Origin of the sequence: Brachybacterium vulturis, from assembly GCF_002407185.1 — a bacterium.
Classification (GTDB): domain Bacteria; phylum Actinomycetota; class Actinomycetes; order Actinomycetales; family Dermabacteraceae; genus Brachybacterium; species Brachybacterium vulturis.
On the sequence record NZ_CP023563.1, the window covers coordinates 3,055,443 to 3,075,828 of the forward strand.

A 20,386-nucleotide genomic window follows, 5' to 3' on the forward strand; every position below is an offset into this window, starting at 1 on the left:
GGTGCCCCGCACTGAGCACAGAACGCACGGAGGCGCCCGATGGGGAGCGACGCACGCACCGACGAGATGCCGGCCATCTGGGAGGACACGGTCGATCTCGGGGAACGACTCGACCCGGTCCGGACCCTGCTGCGACGCACCGCGGCCGGGGATCAGCGGGCCGCCGCGGCCCTGGTCGACGTGCTGGGCCCGCGCATCCACGGGCTGGCCGTCCATGTCACCGGCTCCGCCGCCCGTGCGGAGAAGCTCGCCGTGAGCGTGCTCCGCTCCTGCCTGCGGGATGCCGGGCACCTCGCCACCAGCGGACTGCCCGGGGAGGCCGCGGTGCTGGATCGCGCCCGACGTGCCGCCGTGGCCACCCGCCCCACCGGCGACGTCCGCTCGCTGGCCGGTCCGGGCCCGGCCACCGATCGCACCAGCGACCGGCGGGAGGTCGACGTGCTGCGGGTGCTGCTGGAGCTTCCGCCGGCGCAGCGCGCCCTGGTCGAATCCGCTGCTCAGGGGCGGTTCCCCTTCATGGGCACCGCGCGACAGCAGCCGGCTGTGACCCTCTCCCGGGTGCTCGATGCGCTGGTGCCCTTCGGCGGCCCTGGCGATGCCGAGACCCGGGGGCTGAGCTCGCTGGACGCGCTGGCCCTGGCGGACGCGGGCGAACGGCTGCGCCTGCGTGAGCTGACGCGGTCCCCGGAGACGGCCGGCATCCACCGCCGTGCGATCGAGGCCGCCGCCCGTCTCGCCCTGCTCACCGCGGTGCCCCCGTCGAGGGACCTGCGCCTCGCCGTGCTCGAGGGATTCGGCACCTCCGCGACGTCGACTCCGGCGGACGCCGAAGCGGCCTACCGCGGCACCTACTCCACCCCGGTGCTCGGCACCGACACCCAGCGCCGCGTCGTCGGCCCCCCACCGGTGGCGGGAGGGCTGCACGGCAGCGCCGCAGAGCCGTCCGCCGGCTCACCGCCCACCCCCGGTTCTGCGGCCGCACCGCCGCAGGGCTCGCAGCCGGCTGCGACCGCCCCGGCCTTCGCCTTCCGCTCCACCGATGAGAAGGAGCGCTCCCGGCGCAGCCGACGGCGGGAGCAGCGGCGGGCCCGGGGCCTCCCGTGGATCTCCCGATCGCTCGCCGCCGCAGCCCTGATCGCCGCGCTCGTGCTGGGGGCACTGCTGCTGGAGAGCCACCGTCAGCTCGAGGCCTCCGAGGCCTTCACCGCGACCTGGGCCGATCGCGCCCTGACCCCCGGGGCTCAGCTCATCACGGGGATCAGCGACAACGGCACCTGGCAGGCGGTCCTCACCGAGGACGGCCTCGCGCTGCGCGCCGAGGGGGTCGCGGGCCGGCAGGGCGAGGTCCTCGAGCTGTGGGGCGAGACCGACGGTGTCCAGCGCAGCCTGGGCGTGCTCGAGCTCGGGGAGGACGGGACCATCGAGTTCACCTCGACCACGACCGACCAGCGCCTCTTCGTGACCCGGGAGATGGCCCCGGGCAACGAGTCCGGCTCCCCCTCCGCCAAGCTGGTCGCGAGCCTGGACCCGCAGGCGGGCGATCCCGCACCGGTCTGAGCAGGCTCCGGGACCAGACGGCCCCGGACGACGACGGACCCCTGCTCACGCCCGGTGAGCAGGGGTCCGTCGTCTCCGATGACCGGCGGCCGGCCGCGGGGTCGCCGTCAGTCGCGGGTGAGGCGACGGTAGGTCACGCGATGCGGGCGCGCGGCCTCCTCGCCGAGACGCTCGACCTTGTTGGCCTGGTAGGCCTCGAAGTTGCCCTCGAACCAGTACCAGTTCGCCGGGTTCTCCGCGGTGCCCTCGAAGGCCAGGATGTGGGTGGCCACGCGGTCCAGGAACCAGCGGTCGTGGGAGACGACCACGGCGCAGCCCGGGAACTCCAGCAGGGCGTTCTCGAGCGAGCCGAGGGTCTGCACGTCCAGGTCGTTCGTGGGCTCATCGAGCAGCAGCACATTGCCGCCCTGCTTGAGGGTCAGCGCCAGGTTCAGGCGGTTGCGCTCACCACCGGAGAGGATCCCGGCCTTCTTCTGCTGGTCCGGGCCCTTGAAGCCGAACTGGGAGACGTAGGCGCGCGAGGGGATCTCGACCTTGCCGACCTGGATAAAGTCCAGGCCGTCGGAGACGACCTCCCAGAGGTTCTTGTCCGGATCGATGTTCTCGCGGTTCTGGTCGACGTAGCTGAGCTTCACGCTCTGGCCGATCTTCAGCTCCCCCTCGTCCAGCGGCTCCAGGCCGACGATGGTCTTGAACAGCGTGGTCTTGCCGACGCCGTTGGGACCGATGACGCCGACGATGCCGTTGGGCGGCAGGGAGAAGGAGAGCCCGTCGATGAGCACCCGCTCGCCGAAGCCCTTGGTGATGTCCTTGGCGTCGATGACCTGGTTGCCCAGCCGCGGACCGGGCGGGATGGTGATCTCCTCGAAGTCGAGCTTGCGGGTGCGCTCGGCCTCCGCGGCCATCTCCTCGTAGCGGGCCAGACGGGACTTGGACTTCGCCTGACGGCCCTTGGCGCTCGAGCGGACCCACTCCAGCTCCTCCTTGAGGCGCTTGGCGAGCTTCTGGTCCTTCTTGCCCTGGACGTTGAGCCGCTCCTCCTTCTTCTCCAGGTAGGTGGAGTAGTTGCCCTCGTAGGGGTAGAGCTGGCCGCGGTCGACCTCGGCGATCCACTGGGCGACGTGGTCCAGGAAGTACCGGTCGTGGGTGACGGCGATGACGGCGCCCTCGTACTGCTGCAGGTGCTGCTCGAGCCAGAGCACGCTCTCGGCGTCGAGGTGGTTGGTGGGCTCGTCCAGCAGCAGCAGGTCGGGCTTCTGGAGCAGCAGCCTGCACAGCGCCACGCGGCGACGCTCACCACCGGAGAGGTGGGTGACGGGCTCGTCGCCGGGCGGGCAGCGCAGGGCGTCCATCGCCTGCTCGAGCTGGGAGTCCAGGTCCCAGCCGTTCGCGGCATCGATGTCGGTCTGGAGCGAGCCCATCTCCGTCATCAGCGCGTCGAAGTCCGCATCGGGCTCGGCCATCTCCTCGCCGATGGCGTTGAAGCGCTGGACCTTCTGGAAGAGCGCGCCCATGCCCTCCTGGACGTTCTCCAGGACGGTCTTGGACTCGTCCAGCGGCGGCTCCTGCAGCAGGATGCCGACGCTGTAGCCGGGGCTGAGGCGGGCCTCGCCGTTGGAGGGATGGTCCAGCCCCGCCATGATCTTGAGGATCGTCGACTTGCCGGCGCCGTTGGGGCCGACCATGCCGATCTTCGCCCCCGGGTAGAAGCTCATGGACACGTCATCGAGGATGACCTTGTCGCCCACGGCCTTCCGGGCCTTGTGCATGGAAAAGATGAATTCAGCCAACTCGTGTTCCTGTTCGGGAGTGGGGGTTCTGCGGATTCTCACCGGCGCGCCGCAGAGCGGTGCCGCACGGGATACGTCACGACGTCCGACTCTACCCGCATCCCTGCGCGTCCCGGCGCCGCGGAGCCCGGAACATGACGGGGACGACCCTCCGGGCCGTGCGGGCTCGGATCAGTCCAGGGAGATGCCGCGTCCGGCGAGGACGCGGCGTGCCGTCGCCGCGCCGTGCTCCGTGCCCTCGGGGTGCTCCTCGCCGTTGCGCGGCCACAGGTGGGCGTCGATGCCGAGCGCCCTCGCGGCGTCGACGTTCTCCTGGCGGTCGTCGAAGAAGATGATCGCGGAGGGGATCGACACTCCCCCGGTCTCGTGCGCCAGGACGTCTAGCAGCACCTCGAAGAGCTCCCGGCCCGGCTTGACGGTCCGCTCCTCGCCGGAGATGACGGCGAGAGTGAAGGCCTCGAACCAGTCGGCGCGGCGCACCGACTCGCCGAAGGCCTCGGAGGCATTGGACAGCAGTGCCAGGCGCACCTGGTTGCGGGCGAGGTCATGGATCAGCGAGCGCGCTGCCGGGTCCAGGCGCAGGAAATAGCGGTCGTCCGCGGCCTGCAGCTCGGTGATCTCGTCCGCGGAGAGCTGCTCGATGCCGACGGCGGCGGCGACCGCGCTCCAGTACTCGGCCGCGCTGACCGCGCCGCGGTCGTAGGCGTCGCGCTGGGTCCACAGGGCCTCGCCCAGCACCTCGGCATCGCCGCCGAGGAGCTCGTGGACGTCCGGCACCGGGTCGTGGCCGGCGCTCAGCACTCCCCCGAAGTCGAAGACCACGGTGGGCCTCGGGGGTGTGCGGCGACGGTTCTTCTTGCTCATCGGGTGGTCACGTCCTCACAGGTGGGAAGGCCTTCGGTGCTGCCGGTGTCGGCGATGGTCTCGGTGGCGGTCAGCGCGTCCTCGAAGGTGGAGACCGCGACCACGTCCAGCTCGTCGGGCACGTGGCCCACGGCCTCGTCGCAGTTCTTGCTGGGGGCCAGGAAGAACTCGGCGCCGGTCTCGGACGCGCCGACCATCTTCTGCCGGATGCCGCCGATGGGGCCGACGGCGCCGTCGGCGGCGATGGTGCCGGTGCCCGCGATGTCGTGGCCCCCGGTCAGCGCCCCGGGGGTCAGCTCGTCGTAGACGGAGAGGGAGAAGATCATCCCGGCGCTGGGGCCGCCGATGTCCCCCACCGAGATCTCGACGTCCATCGGGAACTCGTGGCCCGGGGCGAGGATCACGCCCATCCGGGGAGCGCCGTCGACCGGCGCCGTGGGGACCTGGAGCGCGAGCTCCTCGCCGTCGCGCCGTACGGTCATCGGGATCGGCTCCCCGTCCGGGACGGCTTCGATCAGCCGCTGGTACCCGTCGACCCCGCCGGCGCTCTCGCCGCCGACCGAGACGATCACGTCGCCGCCCTCGAGGGTGCCCTCGGCCGCGCCGTCGGTCAGGACTCCCGCGATCATCACCACATCCCGGTACTCGATGCCCAGCTCGTCCAGGGCGACGGCGACGGCTCCCTGCTGGGAGGAGCTCATCGCCGCGGTGTTGGCCAGGGTGGTCTGCTCACGGGTGCGACCCTCGGGGAAGACCACCTCCTTCGGCAGCACCGTCTTGGAGCGGTCGAACCAGGCGGCGACGACCTCCACGGGGGTGACGCGGAACCCGGGCCCGCCGTCCACGGAGACGGTGGTCATCATCAGCGCCCCCTCGGTCGGGTGGGTCTCGGCACCGTCGATGACCAGGATCTCCTCGTCCTCGTACTCGCCGAGCACGTCGATCGCCGGGCCCGGCCGCTCGATGACATAGGGCACCGGCAGCAGCGATCCGCCCAGGATCATCACGCACAGCACCACCAGGGAGAGCAGTGCCGTCACCGGCCGGGCGAGCTGCGCATCATCGATCGAACGGGCGAGGAGCGCTCGAGCTCGTCGGGCGCGGGCGGGACGGGCGGGGGCATCGATCACCCCGACATTGTGCCCCACTCGCCGCTGACCCCCAGGAGGGATCGGTAGGCTGGCGGTCCCACGGACTGCTGGAGGTGGCCATGAGTGATGCCCCGATCCCGGGTGAACCCGGTGACATGGACGAAGAGGCGCTGAAGCGCTTCCTGAAGGAGACCTTCGGGGACGCCCTCCCCGAGGGGGCCCTGGACGGGCTGGACCTGTCGGCGCTCGCGCAGCAGGCGAACCTGCCGCAGGATCCCGCCCAGCTGCGGGCGGCCGCCGCGCAGATGCAGAACATGTTCGCCGCCCAGGGCGAGAGCCCGGTGAACTGGGACATGGCCGAGGACATCGCGCGGCGGACCGCGGCCGGCCAGGCCGGGATCCCCGGCGCGCCCGACCCGAGCGGCACCCCGGGCGACCCGGGCCCGACGGACTCGACGATCACCGAGCTGCGCCAGGCCGCGCAGGTGGCGCGGTTGTGGCTGGACCCCGTGATCTCGGTCGACGTGCCCTCGACCGAGCTGGGCGTGTACAGCCGCGGGACCTGGCTGCACCGCACGCTGCCGCGCTGGAAGCCGATCGTCGAACCGGTCGCGAAGTACATGGCCGGCGCCATCGGCGAGGCGATCGCGGCCCAGCTGGGCCAGATGGGCGAGCTCGGCGGAGCCGGGATGCCGATGCCCGGCGGGGATCCGGCGGCCATGATGGAGCGCATCGGGGGGACGATGTTCGGGGTCCAGTTCGGACACGCCATCGGCTCCCTCGCCCGGGAGGCGGCGGGCACCACGGACCTCGGCCTGCCGCTGGGTCGCGACGGGGAACCGGCGCTGGTCGCCGCCAACGTCGAGGACCTGATCTCCGCGCACTCCCTGGACCCGGGCGCCGCCCGCATCTTCCTGGCAGCGCGCGAGATCGCTCATGCCGCGCTGTTCGCCTCCACCCCCTGGCTCGGCAAGGCGCTGTTCTCCGCGATCGAGGACTACTCCCGCGGCATCACCCTGGACCTCGATGCGCTCGACGAGATGGTGCGCGACCTGGACCTGTCGGACCCGGAGGCGATGCAGGCCCGCCGCCCGGAGGAGATGTTCGTGTTCACCCGGCGCGCCTCGCAGGAGCGTGCGCTCGAGGAGCTGGCCACCACCCTCGCCCTGGTCGAGGCATGGGTGGATCACGTCACCACCGAGGCGCTGGACGGGAAGCTGCCCGATCTCGAGGCGATGCGCGAGGTGCTGCGGCGGCGCCGCGCCTCCGGCGGGCCCGCCGAGGAGATGCTCTCGAAGACCGTCGGCATCGAGCTGCGACCGCGGCGCGTGCGGGAGGCGCTCTCCTGGTGGGAGAGCGTGCGGGACACCGAGGGCGAGGCCGGCCGCGAGGCGAAGTGGGACCACCCGGACCTGCTGCCCACCCCGGAGGTCCTCTCGGGCCGTCCGCAGGCCCCGCAGCCCCGGGCCTCCGAGGACGAGGTCGATGGGCTGGCGGATGTCGCCCTGCCCGAGGACTTCGATGCCGAGCTGGAGAAGCTGCTGTCCGGCGACGGGCAGGAGCGCGCGCCGCGCGAGGACGAGCAGGGCGGACTGCACCGCTTCGACGACGACCGCGGTGACGGGGACGAGGGACGCGGCACCTCCACCGACGGGGACGATGAGCGCTGAGCCCGACGGCCGGGGCCCCTCGGCCAGGGGCCCTGCGGTCCCGGAGGCGGCGCTCGCCGAGCTGGTGCGCGCCGAGGCGGCGGTCTCGGGGCCGGCGGTCGCCCAGGAGTTCCAGGAGCTGCTGGCCGGCGATCCCCGGCTGATGCACCGCGACGGCGGTCCGCGGCATCTCACCGCGAGCGCGATCGTGATCGACCGTCCCGGGGATCACGTGGCGCTCCTGTGGCATCGCAAGGGTCGCTTCTGGGTGCAGCCCGGAGGCCACCTCGAGGAGGGCGAGACCAGCTTCGAGCAGGCCGCTCGCCGGGAGGTCGCCGAGGAGATCGGGCTCGGCGGTCTGCAGCGGATCGGCGACGGACCGGCGATGCTGCACCGGCACGCCCTCGAGGCGGCCTTCGGCGCCTGCTGGGAGCACTGGGACGTGCAGTACCTGCTGCGCGCCCCGGCACCGGCCGCCGAACTGCCGCTCACGATGAGCGAGGAGTCGCCCGCGGTGCGATGGGTGCCGTGGCCCCTGCACGGGCTCGGTCCCGAGCGCGAGACCGCGCTGCCCGACGGGACGGTGCCGGATCTGGCCGGGACCCTCGAAGGGCTGGCGCTCTACCTGGCGCGCCGGGCCGACTGAGCCGGCGACGTGCCCGCGGCCGCCCCAGCGGCCCCGTCGTCGGCCCCGTCGTCGACCCCGTCATCGGCCTCGGGGCCGCTGCCCGGCAGGTTCTTCGACCAGGAGACGCCGTCGAGGAAGCCCTGTGCCTTCTCCGCCAGCGGATAGTTCGCCATCAGGGCCCTGAACTCCGGTCCATGTCCCGGCACCAGCAGGTGGACGAGCTCGTGCATCATCACCGAGCGCACCACGTAGTCCGGCATGCCCTGGAGCTGATGCGAGAGCCGGATGGTGCCGTCGGTGGGGGTGCAGGAGCCCCAGCGCTGATTCTGCCGTGAGGACCAGGTCACCGAGGAGGGATGTGCCCGCCCGCCGAGGTGGAGCTCGCTGACCTCTCGCGCCATCCGCAGCAGGGCGTCGTCGCTGCGCCGCGCCGGTGCCCGACGGGCCTCCTTGCTGACCAGCTGATCGACCATCTTGGTCACCCACTGCCGCTCCTGCCGCGCGCTGAAGGTCGCAGGGATCGCGATCAGCAGATCGCCGTCCCGACGGGAGATCGAGACGGTGCGGCGACGGCGGGCGCTGCGGCGCACCAGCACCCGTTCACCGCGAGGACCGGCGACGTGCTCGTGGAGGACCAGATCGTTCATGGGTCACAGCCTCGCACGTGCTGCCGACGAAAAATATTCATCCACATCTGTGCATCGGGATATGGCCGGTCAGAACGTCGTGACCGGCGAGATCATCTGTTCCTCCACACTGTGCACACGCTCATCGACACACTGTCCACAGGAGGAGACCTGTTGTCCACAGCCGGTCCCCTGACGCACTTTGACCTGTCGTGACCGCAGGGGCTAAGTTTCCCTCCACGTGGGATCCCGGGATAACTAGCAGGACGCACACGGGGAAGGTGCGCGTGGTGCTGAGCGCCCCCGGGGTTCCACGGCCCTTCGAGGCCTGATGCCGTCCACGGGGCCCCCGATGTCGGCTCGTCGCGCGCACTTCCTCGGCTCCTCGCAGAGCCCCTTGCCCCCGAAGCGCGCGGCGGGTCGCCCCGATCGGGCCACATCCGACCGTCCCGATTCGTGCAGCGAGTTCCCGCGCCGTTACAGTGGATCGGTCCCGGCGTCGCAGCCATCGCCGCGCATCCGGGAATGCACATCACCGACAAGCAACGAGGAGCGGATATGGCCGACGAGACCTATGCCGGAGAGTTCTACTGCGTCAAGTGCCGTGAGAAGCGGGAGGCCGAAGGCAACGTCGTCGTCTCCAACGGCCGCCGCATGGCCAAGGCTGTGTGCCCGGAGTGCGGCACCAAGCTGAACCGGATCCTCGGCAAGGCCTGACGCACCGCTGAGCGATGTGCTGCCTCGTGCAGCATCGACGAGGGCCCCGGACCGTGCGGTCCGGGGCCCTCGTCGATGTTCGCGATGGGCAGGGACCGGGTGAGCCGGAGCTCGACCCGGGTCATGCGACCTCCTGGTCCCGGTTCTTCCGGGGCCGGCCGCGGCCGCGCTTGACGGCGATGATGCGGCCGTTCTCGAAGATCGCGCCTCCCCACACACCCCAGGGCTCGGCCCTCTCGAGGGCGCCCTGACGGCACTCCTCGATGAGAGGGCAGCCGGCGCACAGGGACTTGGCCCGTTCGAGGTCCGCGGGGCGCTCGGAGAAGAAGAGGTCGGCGGCGTCCGCGTCATGGCACGGGAGCATCGTCGCGGAGGTGTCCGCGGGGTTCGGGAAAGTGGTCAGAAGAGAAGTCATCGTCTCGCTGCTTCGGAGGTCCGTCAGGATGGACCCGCCCGAGGGGCGGGGGCGCGGCAGCGGTGCCGCACCCGAAGCGAGGGAGGACCTCGTCAGCTCAGGCTGAGCACCGCGGGGGCATGGCCCCGTTCGCGCGACAGGAGGGAGGGCGCGCCGAGGGGGCGCAGGCCTGCTCCTGCGAGATTCCGGATATCGATCACTGAGGCCACCCCCTTTCAAAAGCGCGCGTCCCGGTGTCCCGGGCCACGACTGCGGACGATTGACGAGTGTGACTCTACACCCGTTCACGGGAAGGCGAAACTATTTTTTGACCTGCGGTTTCAGGATTTCTCGGCGTCCGTCGCGAGCAGCTCGAGCAGCTCCGTGCCGAAGCTCGCGACCTTGCCGGGGCCGATCCCCGGCACCTCGAGCAGCTCCTGCTCGCTGCGCGGGGCACGCTCGGCGACCGCGGTCAGCGCGGCATCGGTGAGGATCGCGTAGGGCGGGGTCCCGCGCAGCCGTGCCTGCTCGCGCCGCCAGGCGCGCAGCGTGGCGTGCACCCCCTGCCCGGCGGTCGACGGGCAGCCCTCATGGCGGCCCAGCCGCTGCTCCCGCGGCGCGACCAGGCCCTGCCCGCACACCCGGCACTCCGCATAGACGGTGGCGGAGCGGCGACCGGTGCGGCGCGGTCCCGCACCCGGCGAGGTCCGCGGGGACTCGGGATGGGCGAGGACCCCGTCGAGGAAGCGGGAGGCCCTGCGCGAACCGCGGGCCCCGGGGGTGCGGGCGGCCGACCAGCTCACCGTGAGCAGATCCCGGGCCCGGGTGAGGGCGACGTAGAGCAGACGACGCTCCTCCTCGACCTCGGCCGGGGTCTTCGCCATCGAGATCGGCAGCAGGCCGTCGCTGGCGCCGACCACGAACACCACCGGCCATTCCAGGCCCTTGGCGGCGTGCACGGAGGCGAGGGTGACCCCGTCGACGACCGGGGCGGCCTGCGACTCCGCCCGTTCCTCCAGCTCGCGCACCACCTCGGTCATGGTGGTGCCCGGCCGGGCGGTGATGGTGTCGGTGAGGCCGACGAGGGCGTTCAGCGAGTCCCAGCGGTCGCGGACGGCACCGGTGGTCTCCGGGGCCGTCGGCGTCCACCCCTGCTGGGAGAGGATGTCGCGCACCGCGCGGGCCGGATCGAGCTGCTCGACCCGGGACGCGGCGCGGAGGGAGACCATGGCCCGGCGCACCTCCTGGCGTTCGAAGAAGCGGTCGCCGCCGCGCACCAGGTAGCCGATGCCGCGGGAGGTCAGCGCCTGCTCGAAGGCCTCGGACTGGCTGTTGGTGCGGAACAGGATCGCGGCCTCGGAGGCGCTGCGCCCCTCGGTCATCAGGTGGACGATCCGCTCGGCGATGCCGTCGGCCTCGGCGGAGTCGTCGGGGAAGGACTCGACCAGCGGCGGCGGGCCCGGCTCGCGCTGGGAGGCCAGGGTCAGGCGGGTCTCGCGGGTGCGGCCCTGCGCCCCGTCCAGCACGGTGTTGGCCATCCGCACGATCTCCGGGGTGGAGCGGTAGTTCCGCTCGAGCCGGATGACGTGCGCGCGCTTGAACTCGGAGCGGAAGTCGAGCAGATACGAGGCTCGGGCACCGGCGAAGGTGTAGATCGTCTGGGCGGCGTCCCCGACCACGCAGAGATCGTCGGAGGTGCCCAGCCAGAGCCGCAGCAGGGCGTGCTGGAGGGCGGAGACGTCCTGGTACTCGTCGACCACGAAGTGCTTGTACTGCTCTCGCACCTCCCGGGCGACATCGCCGCGCTCGGTGAGGAAGCCGACCATGTGCAGCAGGACGTCCTCGAAGTCGATCACCCCGCGCTCCTTCTTCACCTCCTCGTACTGGGTGAGGATGCGGGAGATGGAGCGGGCGTCGAAGCCCGCGACGCCCGGCCGGCGGGCCTGCTGGGCGGCCTCCGGGTAGGACTCCGGGGTGAGCATCGAGACCCGTGACCATTCGACCTCGGAGACGATGTCGCGCAGCGCCGCACGGTCGACGCTCAGGTGCAGCCGCTGACAGGCCTCCCCGATGCCCGCGAACTTGTTCGTCAGCAGCTCGGGCATCGGACCGCCCACCACGCGCGGCCAGAAGTGGCGCAGCTGGCGCAGGGCGGCGGAGTGGAAGGTGCGCGCCTGGACCGCGGGCACACCGAGGTCACGCAGCCGGGAGCGCATCTCGGCCGCGGCTTTCGCGGTGAAGGTCACCGCCAGCACGTGGCGGGGGTTCAGCTGGCCGGTCGCGACGCCGTAGGCGATGCGGTGGGTGATGGCGCGGGTCTTGCCGGTGCCGGCACCGGCGAGCACGCACATGGGGGCGCCGAAGCTGCGGGCCACCTCCCGCTGCTCGGGATCGAGCGCGGTGAGCAGGGACTCCGCGTCGGTGGGCGCCGGCGCACTGCTGTCGGCGCCGCCGGCGGCGCGGTCGGTGGGGGCGGCGTGGTCGGTCATCACCGATCATCCTGCCAGGACGGTGCGACATCCTGCGGGCCGCTGTGGACGGCGGGTGCCCCACCCCACCCCGTCGAGCATCCGCCGAGACCTGAGCTCACCGCTGCGCGGAGCGGCCGAACCAGTCGTCGATCAGCGCGCGGCCCATCGAGGCCGTGCCGGGCAGTGCGATCTCCCCCGCCTCCAGGGCGGCGGCGAGCTCCTCGCGGCTGAACCAGCGGGCTTCGGCGATCTCCTCCTCCTGCAGCGCGAGCTCGCCGGCGTCCGGCGCCCAGGCCCGGTAGCCGAGCATCAGCGAGCGGGGGAAGGGCCAGGGCTGGCTGCCCACGTACTCGACCTCCTCGACCGTGATCCCGACCTCCTCGGCGACCTCGCGGGCCACCGCGTTCTCGAGGCTCTCGCCCGGCTCGACGAAACCTGCCAGCACCGAGTGGAAGCCGCTGGGGAAGTGGGCGTTGCGGGCCAGCAGGAGGCGGTCCTGCCCGTCGCGCACCGCCATGATCACGGCGGGATCGGTGCGGGGGAACTGCTCGGTGCCGTCCTCGCGGCAGCGCAGCACCCAACCGGCCATCTCCGGCTCCAGCGCGCTGCCGCACTGCGGGCAGTGGCGCATCGAACGATGCCAGGCACCCATCGCCACGGCGGCGGCCGCGAGGTCCGCGTCGCTGTCGGCCAGCTGATCGGCGACGCGCCGGAGGTCGCGCAGATCACGACCCGGGGCGTCCAGCTCGGGGCTGGGCTCGGCGATCTCGGCGGCGAGCACGCGGAATCCGTCACGCCGGCCCAGCAGCACCAGCGGCTGCAGGGCGCCGTCGCGGGGATCCGCCTCCGCCAGGACGGCATGGAGGGTGCCGTCGTCGTCCTCGCGCAGGGTGACCGCCCCGGCCCGGGTGACCAGGTAGCGGGCGTCCTCACCGGGGGCGACCGCTCCCGGGTCGCTGCGCTGCAGCGCGTCCCGGTCGGAGCCGAGGAGGGTGAGGGGGGTGCTGAGATGGGGACCACGGAGCTTCGCCATGCTCTGAGCCTACGTGGAGCAGGCACCCTGGCCGGGTACGGTGGTCGCGTGCATCGCAACTCCTATTCCCTGGCTGCTCTTGCGGCGGCGGCGGTCCCCGGGCTGGTCCCGGCACGGACCATGCCGATCGCCACCCCCGCCGAGGATCTCGACGTCGCCGGCATCGTGGGCGAGGACGGCCGACGCGTGATGGTCCTCTCCCCCGGCTCGACCGCCGCCGGGGTCCGTCTGGAGCGGGACCTGAAGGTCGCCGACACGCTCACCGGCACCTCGCTGCGCAGCGTGATCCCTCCGGTGCTCGGCTTCGTGAAGCTCTCCGAGGGCGGGCGCTGCGCGGTCACGGAGGCCCCCGTCGGTCGCCCGCTGATGCTCGATGATCTCGCCGGCAGTCCGGTGCTCGCCGGGTCCCTGGGCCAGAAGCTGGCCCGGATCCACACCGTGCCGCGCTACGCCGCCGAGGCGGCCGGGGTGGAGACCTTCACCCCGGAGGCGATGCTGGCCGCCCATCGCGCCCGGATCGACACCGTCACCGCTGCCGGGCACCTGCCCGCCGCGGTCTCCCAGCGCTGGCAGGCGCTGCTCGAGGACCAGGAGCTGTGGGAGGTCACCCCGCAGTTCGTGCACGGGGACCTCTCCGAGGAGAGCCTGTTCACGGCCGACGAACAGGTCAGTGCGATCCGCGACTGGTCCTCCTCCAAGGTCGCCGACGCCGCCTCCGACCTCGCCTGGCTGATCTCCTCGCTGGCCCCGGAGCGGTTCGACGAGCTCTACGCCGCCTACCGCGAGGAGCTGCCCACCCCGACGCATCCGCGGCTGGTGGAGCGGGCACAGGCCCTCGGCGAGTTCGCCGTCGCGGAATGGCTCGCCCACGGTCTGGAGGTGGGCGATGAGGAGATCGTCGCCGACGCCCGCGGCATGATCGCCGACCTCGATGCCGATCTCGCGCAGCTCGCGCGGGAGGAGGCCGAGCGGGCCTACGAGGAGATGCGCGCGCGGGAGGACGGGTCGGTCTGAGCGACGCTCACTCCCCCGCCAGCTGCTGCGCGATCCGTTCGCGCGAGGGATGGCGGCGCACCTCGTGGGTGACCCCGTCGGCCACGAAGTGGAAGGCGGTGCGGATGCGCGTCAGCGGCAGGCCGGTGCGCTCGTGCCAGGCGAGCCGGTACAGCGAGAGCTGCAGGGCGCGCTGCCGCAGCTGGGCGGGTGGGGGCACGCGGCCGGTCTTCCAGTCCACGATGAGCACGCCCGCGCTGCCGTCCGTGCCCTCGGGATCGGCGAAGACGGCGTCGATGATGCCGCGCACCGCGATCTGTCCGACCCGGGTGTGGACGGGCTGCTCGACCGCGAGCGGGGAGCGCTCGGCCCACTCGGAGGCGGTGAAGGCCTCGCGCAGGGCGCGGTCGTCGAGGCCGGTGCCGTCTGCGCTCTCCGTCTCCTCGAGGTCCGGCAGGTCCTCGAGATCCAGCAGGGTCGCGCCCTCGAAGCGGGACTCCAGCCAGGCGTGGAAGGCGGTGCCGCGCGCCGCGGCGGCGGAGGGCCGGCGGGGCAGGGGGCGCAGCAGCTCCAGTGCCGCATCCCGGGGGCTGCGGGCCTGGTGGACCACCTGGGAGGCGGAGAGCCGGGGCGGGGAGTGGACCACGGGCGGGGCCGCCTGCTGCTCGAGGTCCACCACCGCGCGCCGCACCAGCTCCGCGAGCTCAGGATCCTCCGGTGCCCGTTCCTGCCCGGCGACGGAGGCGAGCAGCTCCGCCGCACGGGCCCGGGCCTGCTCGCTCTCTCCGGGGGCCGGGGGCCAGGACGACTGCGGTCGCTCGCTCTCCAACGGGTTGTGCTCGGGGACCTCCTGCACGGTGCGGAAGGACTCGGGCACCAGCTCGGTGACCTCGGCGAGGTAGCGCGAGCGGGGCCGGGCGGAGGCCAGGCCGCTGCGCCAGGCGGCGGAGCTCAGCAGCAGGCGGCTGCGGGCCCGGGTCACTGCGACGTACATCAGCCGGCGGTCCTCGGCCAGCGACTCCTCGCCCTGGGCGAAGCGGTACTCCTGGATCAGGGACTCGGCATCGACCTGCGTGTCCGCCTCGGCCCAGGCCAGCTCCGGGAGGGTGTCCGCGTCGCCGCGCAGGGCGGTGGGCACCGCGGCGGAGGCGAGCTTGCCGAGCCAGCCGTCGGCCGGGACCCGCACCCGTCCGGCCTCGTCGGTCTTCGCACGGCGCAGGTCGTAGGAGGGGACGCTGCCCTCGGTGAGACCGGCGACCGCGACCAGATCCCATTCCAGGCCCTTGGCCGAGTGCAGGGTGACGATCGTGACCGCGGCGGGATCGCGGGAGGCCTCGGGGGCCGCGGTGACGGCGAGAGAGGCCTCCTCGTCCTCGCTGATCTCGAGCAGGTCGAGGTAGGCGCCGAGCCCGCCGCGGCGCGCGGTGCGGTCGAAGGCGGCGGCATGGTCGCGGAAGGCCTCGAGATCTGCGAGCGCCCGGGAGTCCGGTTCCCGCTCGAGCAGCGCGAGGTCCACCTCCAGCAGCCGGGTCGCGGCGGTGACCAGGTCCGGCAGCGGCAGCGGCAGCAGCCGGCGCATCTCCCGCAGGAGCTGCTGGACCTGCGCCAGCCGCTCCCGGCCGGTGGTGGACAGGCCGCGTCCCGAGGGATCGGTCCAGTCCTGCGGCGGGAGGTCGTCGACCGCATCGACCAGCGAGACCGTCTCGGCCTCGTCCTGGCCGCCCGGTGCCTCCCCCTCCCGGCGCAGCCGGGAGCCCATCCGGTCGCGCCAGCGGCCCAGCACTGCGAGGTCCCGGGCGCCGAGACGGAGCCGGGGCCCGGTCAGCAGGCGCATCAGGGCGTCACCGCGGCCGGGGTCGTGGGCGCATTCCAGCACCGCGCGGACATCCGCCACCTCGGGGCGGTGCAGGAGCCCGCCGAGCCCCACCACCGCGACCGTGAGACCGCTCGCCTCGAGCCCCTCGACCAGCGCGGGGATCTGACGGCGGGCCCGCACCAGCACGGCGGCCGAGGCCGGTGGGTCATCCTGTTCCTGCTCGGCGCGGCGGGCGAGGATCCAGCGGCCGATCGCGAGGGCCTCGGCGCGCTCGTCGGCGGCCTCGACGATCTCGCAGGCGCCCTCCCCCGCCCCGGGGCGGGGCTGCAGCTCGGGGATGGTCACCCCGGAGTCGGCGCTGCGCAGCGGGCCGGCGAGCCGGTTCGCGACGGCGAGGACCGCCTGGTCGTTGCGCCAGGAGGTGGACAGCGTGCGCTGCAGGACGCTCTGCTCGGTGGTGGCGAAGGCGCCTGCGAAGCCGGCGAGAGAGGCGGCAGAGGCCCCGCGCCAGCCGTAGATCGCCTGCTGCGGGTCGCCGACGGCGCAGGCGGCGTGGCCGGGGCCGAACAGGTCGGTGAGCATCTGCAGCTGGGCGACGGAGGTGTCCTGGAACTCGTCCAGCAGCACCACCCGGTGCATGCGCCGGGCCAGGGCGCCCGCGGCGGGCACCTCGCGCGCCACCCGGGCGGCGAGGGAGACCTGGTCGGCGAAGTCCAGGGCGGAGGACTCGGTGCGGATCTCGGCGAACCGCTCCAGCAGCGGGATCAGCGCGAGCCGCGACTCGAGCGCTCCGAGCACCTTCGCGACCTCCTTGGGGGTGGTGCGGCGCCGTCCCTCGACCTGCAGCGGGAGCTGGGAGAGATGGTCGCGGATCTCGCGCAGGTGCGCGGCCAGCCGGTCCGGCGTGACGAGGTGGTCGGCCAGCGACGAGGAGAGCGAGAGCAGGGCGGCGGTGAGCGTCGCCGGGGAGGCCTCCAGGTCCAGGGAGTCGTCCCAGCCCTCGACGATCTCGTGGGCGAGCTGCCAGGAGGCGGAGGTGGACATCATCGTCAGCTCGGGGTCGATGCCGACGGCGAGCGCGTGCTCCCGCACCAGGTCCAGGGCGAAGCCGTTGTAGGTGTGGACCAGGGGCCGCTGCCCCACCAGGTCATCGCCCCCGCGCTCGAGGCCGCGCGGCAGGGTGAGCCCCTCGGCCCGCAGCGCGGTGGCGAGCGTGCCCAGGCGCGCGCCGATCCGTTCGCCGAGCTCGTGGGCGGCCTTGCGGGTGAAGGTCAGGCCCAGCACCTGGCGGGGTTCGACGATCCCGTTGGCGATCAGCCACACCACGCGGGAGGCCATGGTCTCGGTCTTGCCGGAGCCGGCCCCGGCGACCACCAGCATCGGGGCCAGCGGCGCCTCGATGACGGCCACCTGCTCCGCGGTGGGCGGGGGCTGCTCGAGCAGGGCGGCCAGGCGGGCGGCGGAGTGCTCGGGACGGGCCGCGGCGGGGCCCGGCGAGGTGGGGCGGGGGGTGGTCACAGCTGGTCTCCTTCGGGCTGCAGGGGGCAGCTGCTGCGCACGGAGCAGTGCGTGCAGTGGGCGTTGACGCGGGCGGTGACCTGATCACCGGAGACCTCGCGGGAGACCTGCTGGACGAGGTCGTCGAACCAGGCCGGATCCTCCGCACGGGTGAGGGCTCCCTGGGTGCGCACCGCGGCCTTCTTCCCGCCGGTGCCGATATAGACCAGCTCGGCGCCGTTCAGCCGGTCGGGGGCATCCGCTCCCAGCTGCTCGGTGAGGGCGCCCTCGCGCACCGCGGCCTGGTAGGCGGCCAGCTGCAGGTCCTCCTCGGCCTTCGCGGCGGACTTGGCGGCGCGGCCGGATTTGAGGTCCACCACGCGCAGCCCGGTGGCATCGCCCTCGATGCGGTCGATGCTGCCGCGCAGCTGCACCCTCCCCAGCGTCACCTCGAAGGGGGCTTCGACGGCGAGCGGCTCCCCGGCGCGGCGCAGATGCTCGGCGAGCAGACGGGCGGCGTCCTCGGCGCGGCGCACGCGGCGCCGGCCGGACCAGGTCTCGGTGCCGGGCACGGTGCGCAGCAGCGCGTGCAGCTCGTCCAGCAGGTCCTGTTCGCCGCCTGCCGGGCCGCTCGGATGGACCTGGGCGAGGTGGTGCAGGGCGGTGCCGATGAGCTGGGCGGGCCCGCCGCTGCGGGTGCCGCCGGCGCGCTCCATCAGCCAGGACTGGGGGCAGTCCACGGCCCGCTCCAGCGCCGAGGGGGAGAGCCGGATCGGGGTGTCGTCCTCGTGCAGGGGCGCGCTGGAGCTGGGCTCCTGGTGGTACCAGCGGGCAGGATCCGTGCCGGGGGCACCGGCCCGGGCGAGCGCCTCCAGGGCCAGGGCGGCGTCCCGGGCACCGGGGGGATCCTCCTCGCGCAGCCGCCGGCGCAGCGCCGCGACCAGGCGGCGGGCGTCCGGGGCGGGCCCGGGGTCCCGGCGCAGGGTCTCCAGAGTGATCCAGGGCTCGGCGGCAGGGTCCTCGGAGTCGGCGAGGGCGGCCAGCTCGGCGAATGCGTCGAAGAGGGCGGAGGGCTCGCTCTGCTCGTCCTGGACCGCCGTGACCAGCACGCGGTGCCGGGCCCGGGCGAGAGCGCTGACGGCCAGGCGCAGCTCGTCGGCGATCACCTGCTCGCGCTGGAGGGCGCGCAGGGCATCCGGCTCGGGCGGGAGCTCCGCACCGCGCCGTGCCCCGGCCCGCAGGGACAGCTCCGCGGCGCCGAACAGCGTCGAGCGCAGGCGCAGATCCGGCCAGGCACCCTCCTGGAGGCGGGCGAGGACCACGGTGTCACGGTGGTCTCCGGCGAGCTGCGCGGGGGTGAGCACGGCGATGCGGCCGCGGGCGGCGGCGGCCGGTGCGAGCGTGTCCTCGACCACCGCCTGGGAGCGGACCTGCTCGACGAGGTCCAGGGCGCCGGCCCCGGGCCGCCGGTCCGTCAGCCGTTCCGCGGCGGCGAACAGCTCCAGCAGCGCGTCGAGCCGGGACGCGGCCAGGCGCGAGCGGGCGCCGTCCACATCCCCGGCGACCCCCAGGGCGGCGCGTCGCCAGCCCGCTGCCAGCCCCGAGGCGTCCCAGGCCTGCCAGAGCACCAGCTGTGCATCGGCCTCCCGGTGCTCGCGCACCGCGGCGATCATCTCCCGCACCCGGTGCACGGGTGCGGCGGCACGGTCCCGGGCGTCGGCCGCGGGCAGCCCCGGCACCTCCTGATCGACCAGCGCCCGGGCGAGCAGCTGCTCGCTGGTGGTCCCGCTGTCGGGCTCGGCGGTGCGGTGGGCGCTCAGCAGGAGGCGGCGGATGCGGCGCAGGCGGAGGGTGTCGGCATCGCCGAAGGGACCGCGGAGCAGCTCGGCGGCGGCACGGGCATCGAGCGGCGCGGTCGGTGGGGCCAGCCCGATCTCGAGGATCGTCAGCAGATCGGCGATCGCGGGGACCTCGCGCAGCGGTTGCGGTCGGTGCGGGATGCGCACCGGCAGGCCGGTGCGGGCGAGCAGGTCGGCGAGATCGGCGACCGCGGCACCGGAGCGGCACACCACCGCCATCTGGTCGTAGTCGACCTCCTCGCGGTGGTGGAGGTCGCGCAGGGCGGAGCCGATCAGCCGGGCCTCGTCCAGCGGGTCCTGGGCCCGCAGCGCCACCAGCGCGCCAGGGCGTGCGGCCCGGGGGCGGCGCACCTGCGCGGGGGCGCCCGCCAGGGGCAGCCGTCCCCGCAGCGCATCGACCGCGGCGGTGAGGCCCTCGACCTGCGCATGCGCTCCGGTCAGCACGATGCTGCCGACAGGGCGCGGGAGGGCCTCGCGCAGACGGTCGGCGGCGTCGGGCAGAGCACCGCGGAAGGTGTCCACCGCGGCGTCGGGGCAGCTGCACACCAGCACCCGTGCCCCGGCGGCGGCGAGCGCGACGACCAGGTCGATGCCGGCGGCGGTGAGGTCCTGGGCGTCGTCGACCACGACGGCGCGGAAGGGCGGGGGCGTCGCAGGGTCGGCGAGCAGATCCGCGGCGCGGCGCACGAGGGCGCCGGAGTCCAGACGCGGTCCGGCATCCAGGGCGGCGGAGGCCTCGAGGTCGAGCACCCCGAGGTAGTCCCGCAGCAGGGCGGCGGCGTCGAGCCAGGCGGGCCTGCCGTGCTCATGCCCGAGCGCTGCGAGCTCGGTGGGGCCGAGTCCGAGCTCCGCCGCCCGCGTGATCAGGTCCCGCAGCTCGGTGCGGAAGCTCGGCAGCGAACGGGCACCGGGGTCGATCTCCAGGTGCCAGCGCTCGCGCTGCGCGATCAGCTCGGCGAGCAGCGCGTCCTGCTCGGCACCGGTGACCAGGGTCGGCTCACCCAGGCCGCGGCGCAGCGCGTCAGCGCGCGCGATCGCGTGCCCGAGAGCCGGCGGGGTCATGGCGCGCACCTCCCCCGTGCCGTGCACGGCGAGGGCGTCGCGCAGACGGCCGGCCGCGGCGCGCCGCGGAGCCAGCAGCAGCGTGCCCTCCCCGGACGCCTCGGCCGCGGTCAGGGCGAGCGCGGTGCGGCCGCTGCCGGGGCCGCCGTGGACGATGACATCGCTGCCGGCCAGGAAACGGTCCAGGGCAGCGCGCTGAGCGTCATCGAGGTCCTCCCCGCGCTGCAGCGCGGGCAGCGCCGCGAGATCGGGTCCGAGCAGACGGATCCCCTCGCCCGTGATCGTGCCTGTCCCTCGCATCCCCCTATTCCACCCCACCGCACCGACATCTGCTCCCCT

14 protein-coding genes are annotated in these 20,386 nt (G+C 73.6%); 5 read left to right on the top strand and 9 right to left on the bottom strand.

Annotation, left to right across the window (positions count from 1 at the left end; genetic code table 11):
- The first annotated feature begins 39 nt into the window (after positions 1-39).
- Entirely contained in the window at positions 40-1,557 is a 1,518-nt protein-coding gene (locus CFK38_RS13740) for a hypothetical protein (protein ID WP_096803575.1), read from the top strand.
- Between the two features lie 107 nt (positions 1,558-1,664).
- Here the strand turns inward: CFK38_RS13740 and ettA are convergent, their stop codons facing one another.
- The 3 genes from ettA to CFK38_RS13755 all read right to left on the bottom strand — a co-directional run bounded on the left by ettA (position 1,665) and on the right by CFK38_RS13755 (position 5,341).
- Positions 1,665-3,347 (bottom strand): energy-dependent translational throttle protein EttA, encoded by a 1,683-nt coding sequence (gene ettA / locus CFK38_RS13745; protein WP_096803576.1) that lies wholly within the window; start codon positions 3,345-3,347, stop codon positions 1,665-1,667.
- A 171-nt stretch (positions 3,348-3,518) separates the two neighbouring features.
- A complete protein-coding gene (locus tag CFK38_RS13750; protein WP_096803577.1) occupies positions 3,519-4,211 on the bottom strand; it encodes an HAD family hydrolase in 693 nt (230 codons plus the stop codon).
- The gene (locus CFK38_RS13755) at positions 4,208-5,341 is read right to left on the bottom strand and encodes a YlbL family protein (RefSeq protein WP_245851076.1); all 1,134 of its coding nucleotides are present in this window, start codon (positions 5,339-5,341) and stop codon (positions 4,208-4,210) included. Before CFK38_RS13755 ends, CFK38_RS13750 begins: the two co-directional genes overlap by 4 nt.
- A gap of 80 nt (positions 5,342-5,421) precedes the next feature.
- On the opposite strand from CFK38_RS13755, the gene CFK38_RS13760 reads away from it, so the two are divergent.
- Both CFK38_RS13760 and CFK38_RS13765 read left to right on the top strand, forming a co-directional pair.
- Positions 5,422-6,972: a zinc-dependent metalloprotease gene (locus CFK38_RS13760; RefSeq protein ID WP_245851077.1), complete on the top strand. Its 1,551-nt coding sequence runs from the start codon at positions 5,422-5,424 to the stop codon at positions 6,970-6,972.
- Positions 6,962-7,597, top strand: coding sequence for an NUDIX hydrolase (locus tag CFK38_RS13765; protein ID WP_096803579.1), 636 nt, complete (start codon positions 6,962-6,964; stop codon positions 7,595-7,597). Before CFK38_RS13760 ends, CFK38_RS13765 begins: the two co-directional genes overlap by 11 nt.
- Here the strand turns inward: CFK38_RS13765 and CFK38_RS13770 are convergent.
- Positions 7,573-8,226, bottom strand: coding sequence for a M48 metallopeptidase family protein (locus CFK38_RS13770; RefSeq protein WP_096803580.1), 654 nt, complete (start codon positions 8,224-8,226; stop codon positions 7,573-7,575). The genes CFK38_RS13765 and CFK38_RS13770 overlap by 25 nt on opposite strands.
- A gap of 537 nt (positions 8,227-8,763) precedes the next feature.
- On the opposite strand from CFK38_RS13770, the gene CFK38_RS17310 reads away from it, so the two are divergent.
- Complete coding sequence (locus CFK38_RS17310; protein ID WP_010551122.1) at positions 8,764-8,922, top strand: DUF5679 domain-containing protein; 159 nt, start codon at positions 8,764-8,766, stop codon at positions 8,920-8,922.
- Between the two features lie 121 nt (positions 8,923-9,043).
- Here CFK38_RS17310 and CFK38_RS13780 read toward each other — a convergent pair whose 3' ends face one another.
- From CFK38_RS13780 to nudC, 3 genes are all read right to left on the bottom strand, one after another.
- The gene (locus tag CFK38_RS13780; protein ID WP_096803581.1) at positions 9,044-9,337 is read right to left on the bottom strand and encodes a WhiB family transcriptional regulator; all 294 of its coding nucleotides are present in this window, start codon (positions 9,335-9,337) and stop codon (positions 9,044-9,046) included.
- Between the two features lie 320 nt (positions 9,338-9,657).
- On the bottom strand, positions 9,658-11,805 hold the full coding sequence (locus CFK38_RS13785; RefSeq protein ID WP_096803582.1) for an ATP-dependent DNA helicase UvrD2: 2,148 nt from the start codon (positions 11,803-11,805) through the stop codon (positions 9,658-9,660).
- Positions 11,806-11,902: 97 nt separating this feature from the next.
- Positions 11,903-12,820, bottom strand: coding sequence for an NAD(+) diphosphatase (gene nudC, locus CFK38_RS13790; RefSeq protein ID WP_096803583.1), 918 nt, complete (start codon positions 12,818-12,820; stop codon positions 11,903-11,905).
- Between the two features lie 48 nt (positions 12,821-12,868).
- On the opposite strand from nudC, the gene CFK38_RS13795 reads away from it, so the two are divergent.
- Positions 12,869-13,834, top strand: coding sequence for a phosphotransferase (locus CFK38_RS13795; protein WP_096803584.1), 966 nt, complete (start codon positions 12,869-12,871; stop codon positions 13,832-13,834).
- A 7-nt stretch (positions 13,835-13,841) separates the two neighbouring features.
- Here the strand turns inward: CFK38_RS13795 and CFK38_RS13800 are convergent, their stop codons facing one another.
- On the bottom strand, positions 13,842-17,147 hold the full coding sequence (locus CFK38_RS13800; protein WP_096803585.1) for an ATP-dependent DNA helicase: 3,306 nt from the start codon (positions 17,145-17,147) through the stop codon (positions 13,842-13,844).
- On the bottom strand, positions 17,144-20,347 hold the full coding sequence (locus tag CFK38_RS13805; RefSeq protein ID WP_096803586.1) for a UrvD/REP family ATP-dependent DNA helicase: 3,204 nt from the start codon (positions 20,345-20,347) through the stop codon (positions 17,144-17,146). Before CFK38_RS13805 ends, CFK38_RS13800 begins: the two co-directional genes overlap by 4 nt.
- Positions 20,348-20,386 lie beyond the last annotated feature (39 nt).

What these genes read in the sequence shown, in the direction of transcription:
- CFK38_RS13805 (WP_096803586.1), bottom strand. Translation starts at nt 20,347, where the DNA reads ATGCGAGGGACAGGCACGATCACGGGCGAGGGGATCCGTCTGCTCGGA.
- nudC (WP_096803583.1), bottom strand. Translation starts at nt 12,820, where the DNA reads ATGGCGAAGCTCCGTGGTCCCCATCTCAGCACCCCCCTCACCCTCCTC.
- CFK38_RS13760 (WP_245851077.1), top strand. Translation starts at nt 5,422, where the DNA reads ATGAGTGATGCCCCGATCCCGGGTGAACCCGGTGACATGGACGAAGAG.
- CFK38_RS13770 (WP_096803580.1), bottom strand. Translation starts at nt 8,226, where the DNA reads ATGAACGATCTGGTCCTCCACGAGCACGTCGCCGGTCCTCGCGGTGAA.
- CFK38_RS13785 (WP_096803582.1), bottom strand. Translation starts at nt 11,805, where the DNA reads ATGACCGACCACGCCGCCCCCACCGACCGCGCCGCCGGCGGCGCCGAC.
- CFK38_RS13765 (WP_096803579.1), top strand. Translation starts at nt 6,962, where the DNA reads ATGAGCGCTGAGCCCGACGGCCGGGGCCCCTCGGCCAGGGGCCCTGCG.
- CFK38_RS13740 (WP_096803575.1), top strand. Translation starts at nt 40, where the DNA reads ATGGGGAGCGACGCACGCACCGACGAGATGCCGGCCATCTGGGAGGAC.
- CFK38_RS13750 (WP_096803577.1), bottom strand. Translation starts at nt 4,211, where the DNA reads ATGAGCAAGAAGAACCGTCGCCGCACACCCCCGAGGCCCACCGTGGTC.
- CFK38_RS17310 (WP_010551122.1), top strand. Translation starts at nt 8,764, where the DNA reads ATGGCCGACGAGACCTATGCCGGAGAGTTCTACTGCGTCAAGTGCCGT.
- CFK38_RS13780 (WP_096803581.1), bottom strand. Translation starts at nt 9,337, where the DNA reads ATGACTTCTCTTCTGACCACTTTCCCGAACCCCGCGGACACCTCCGCG.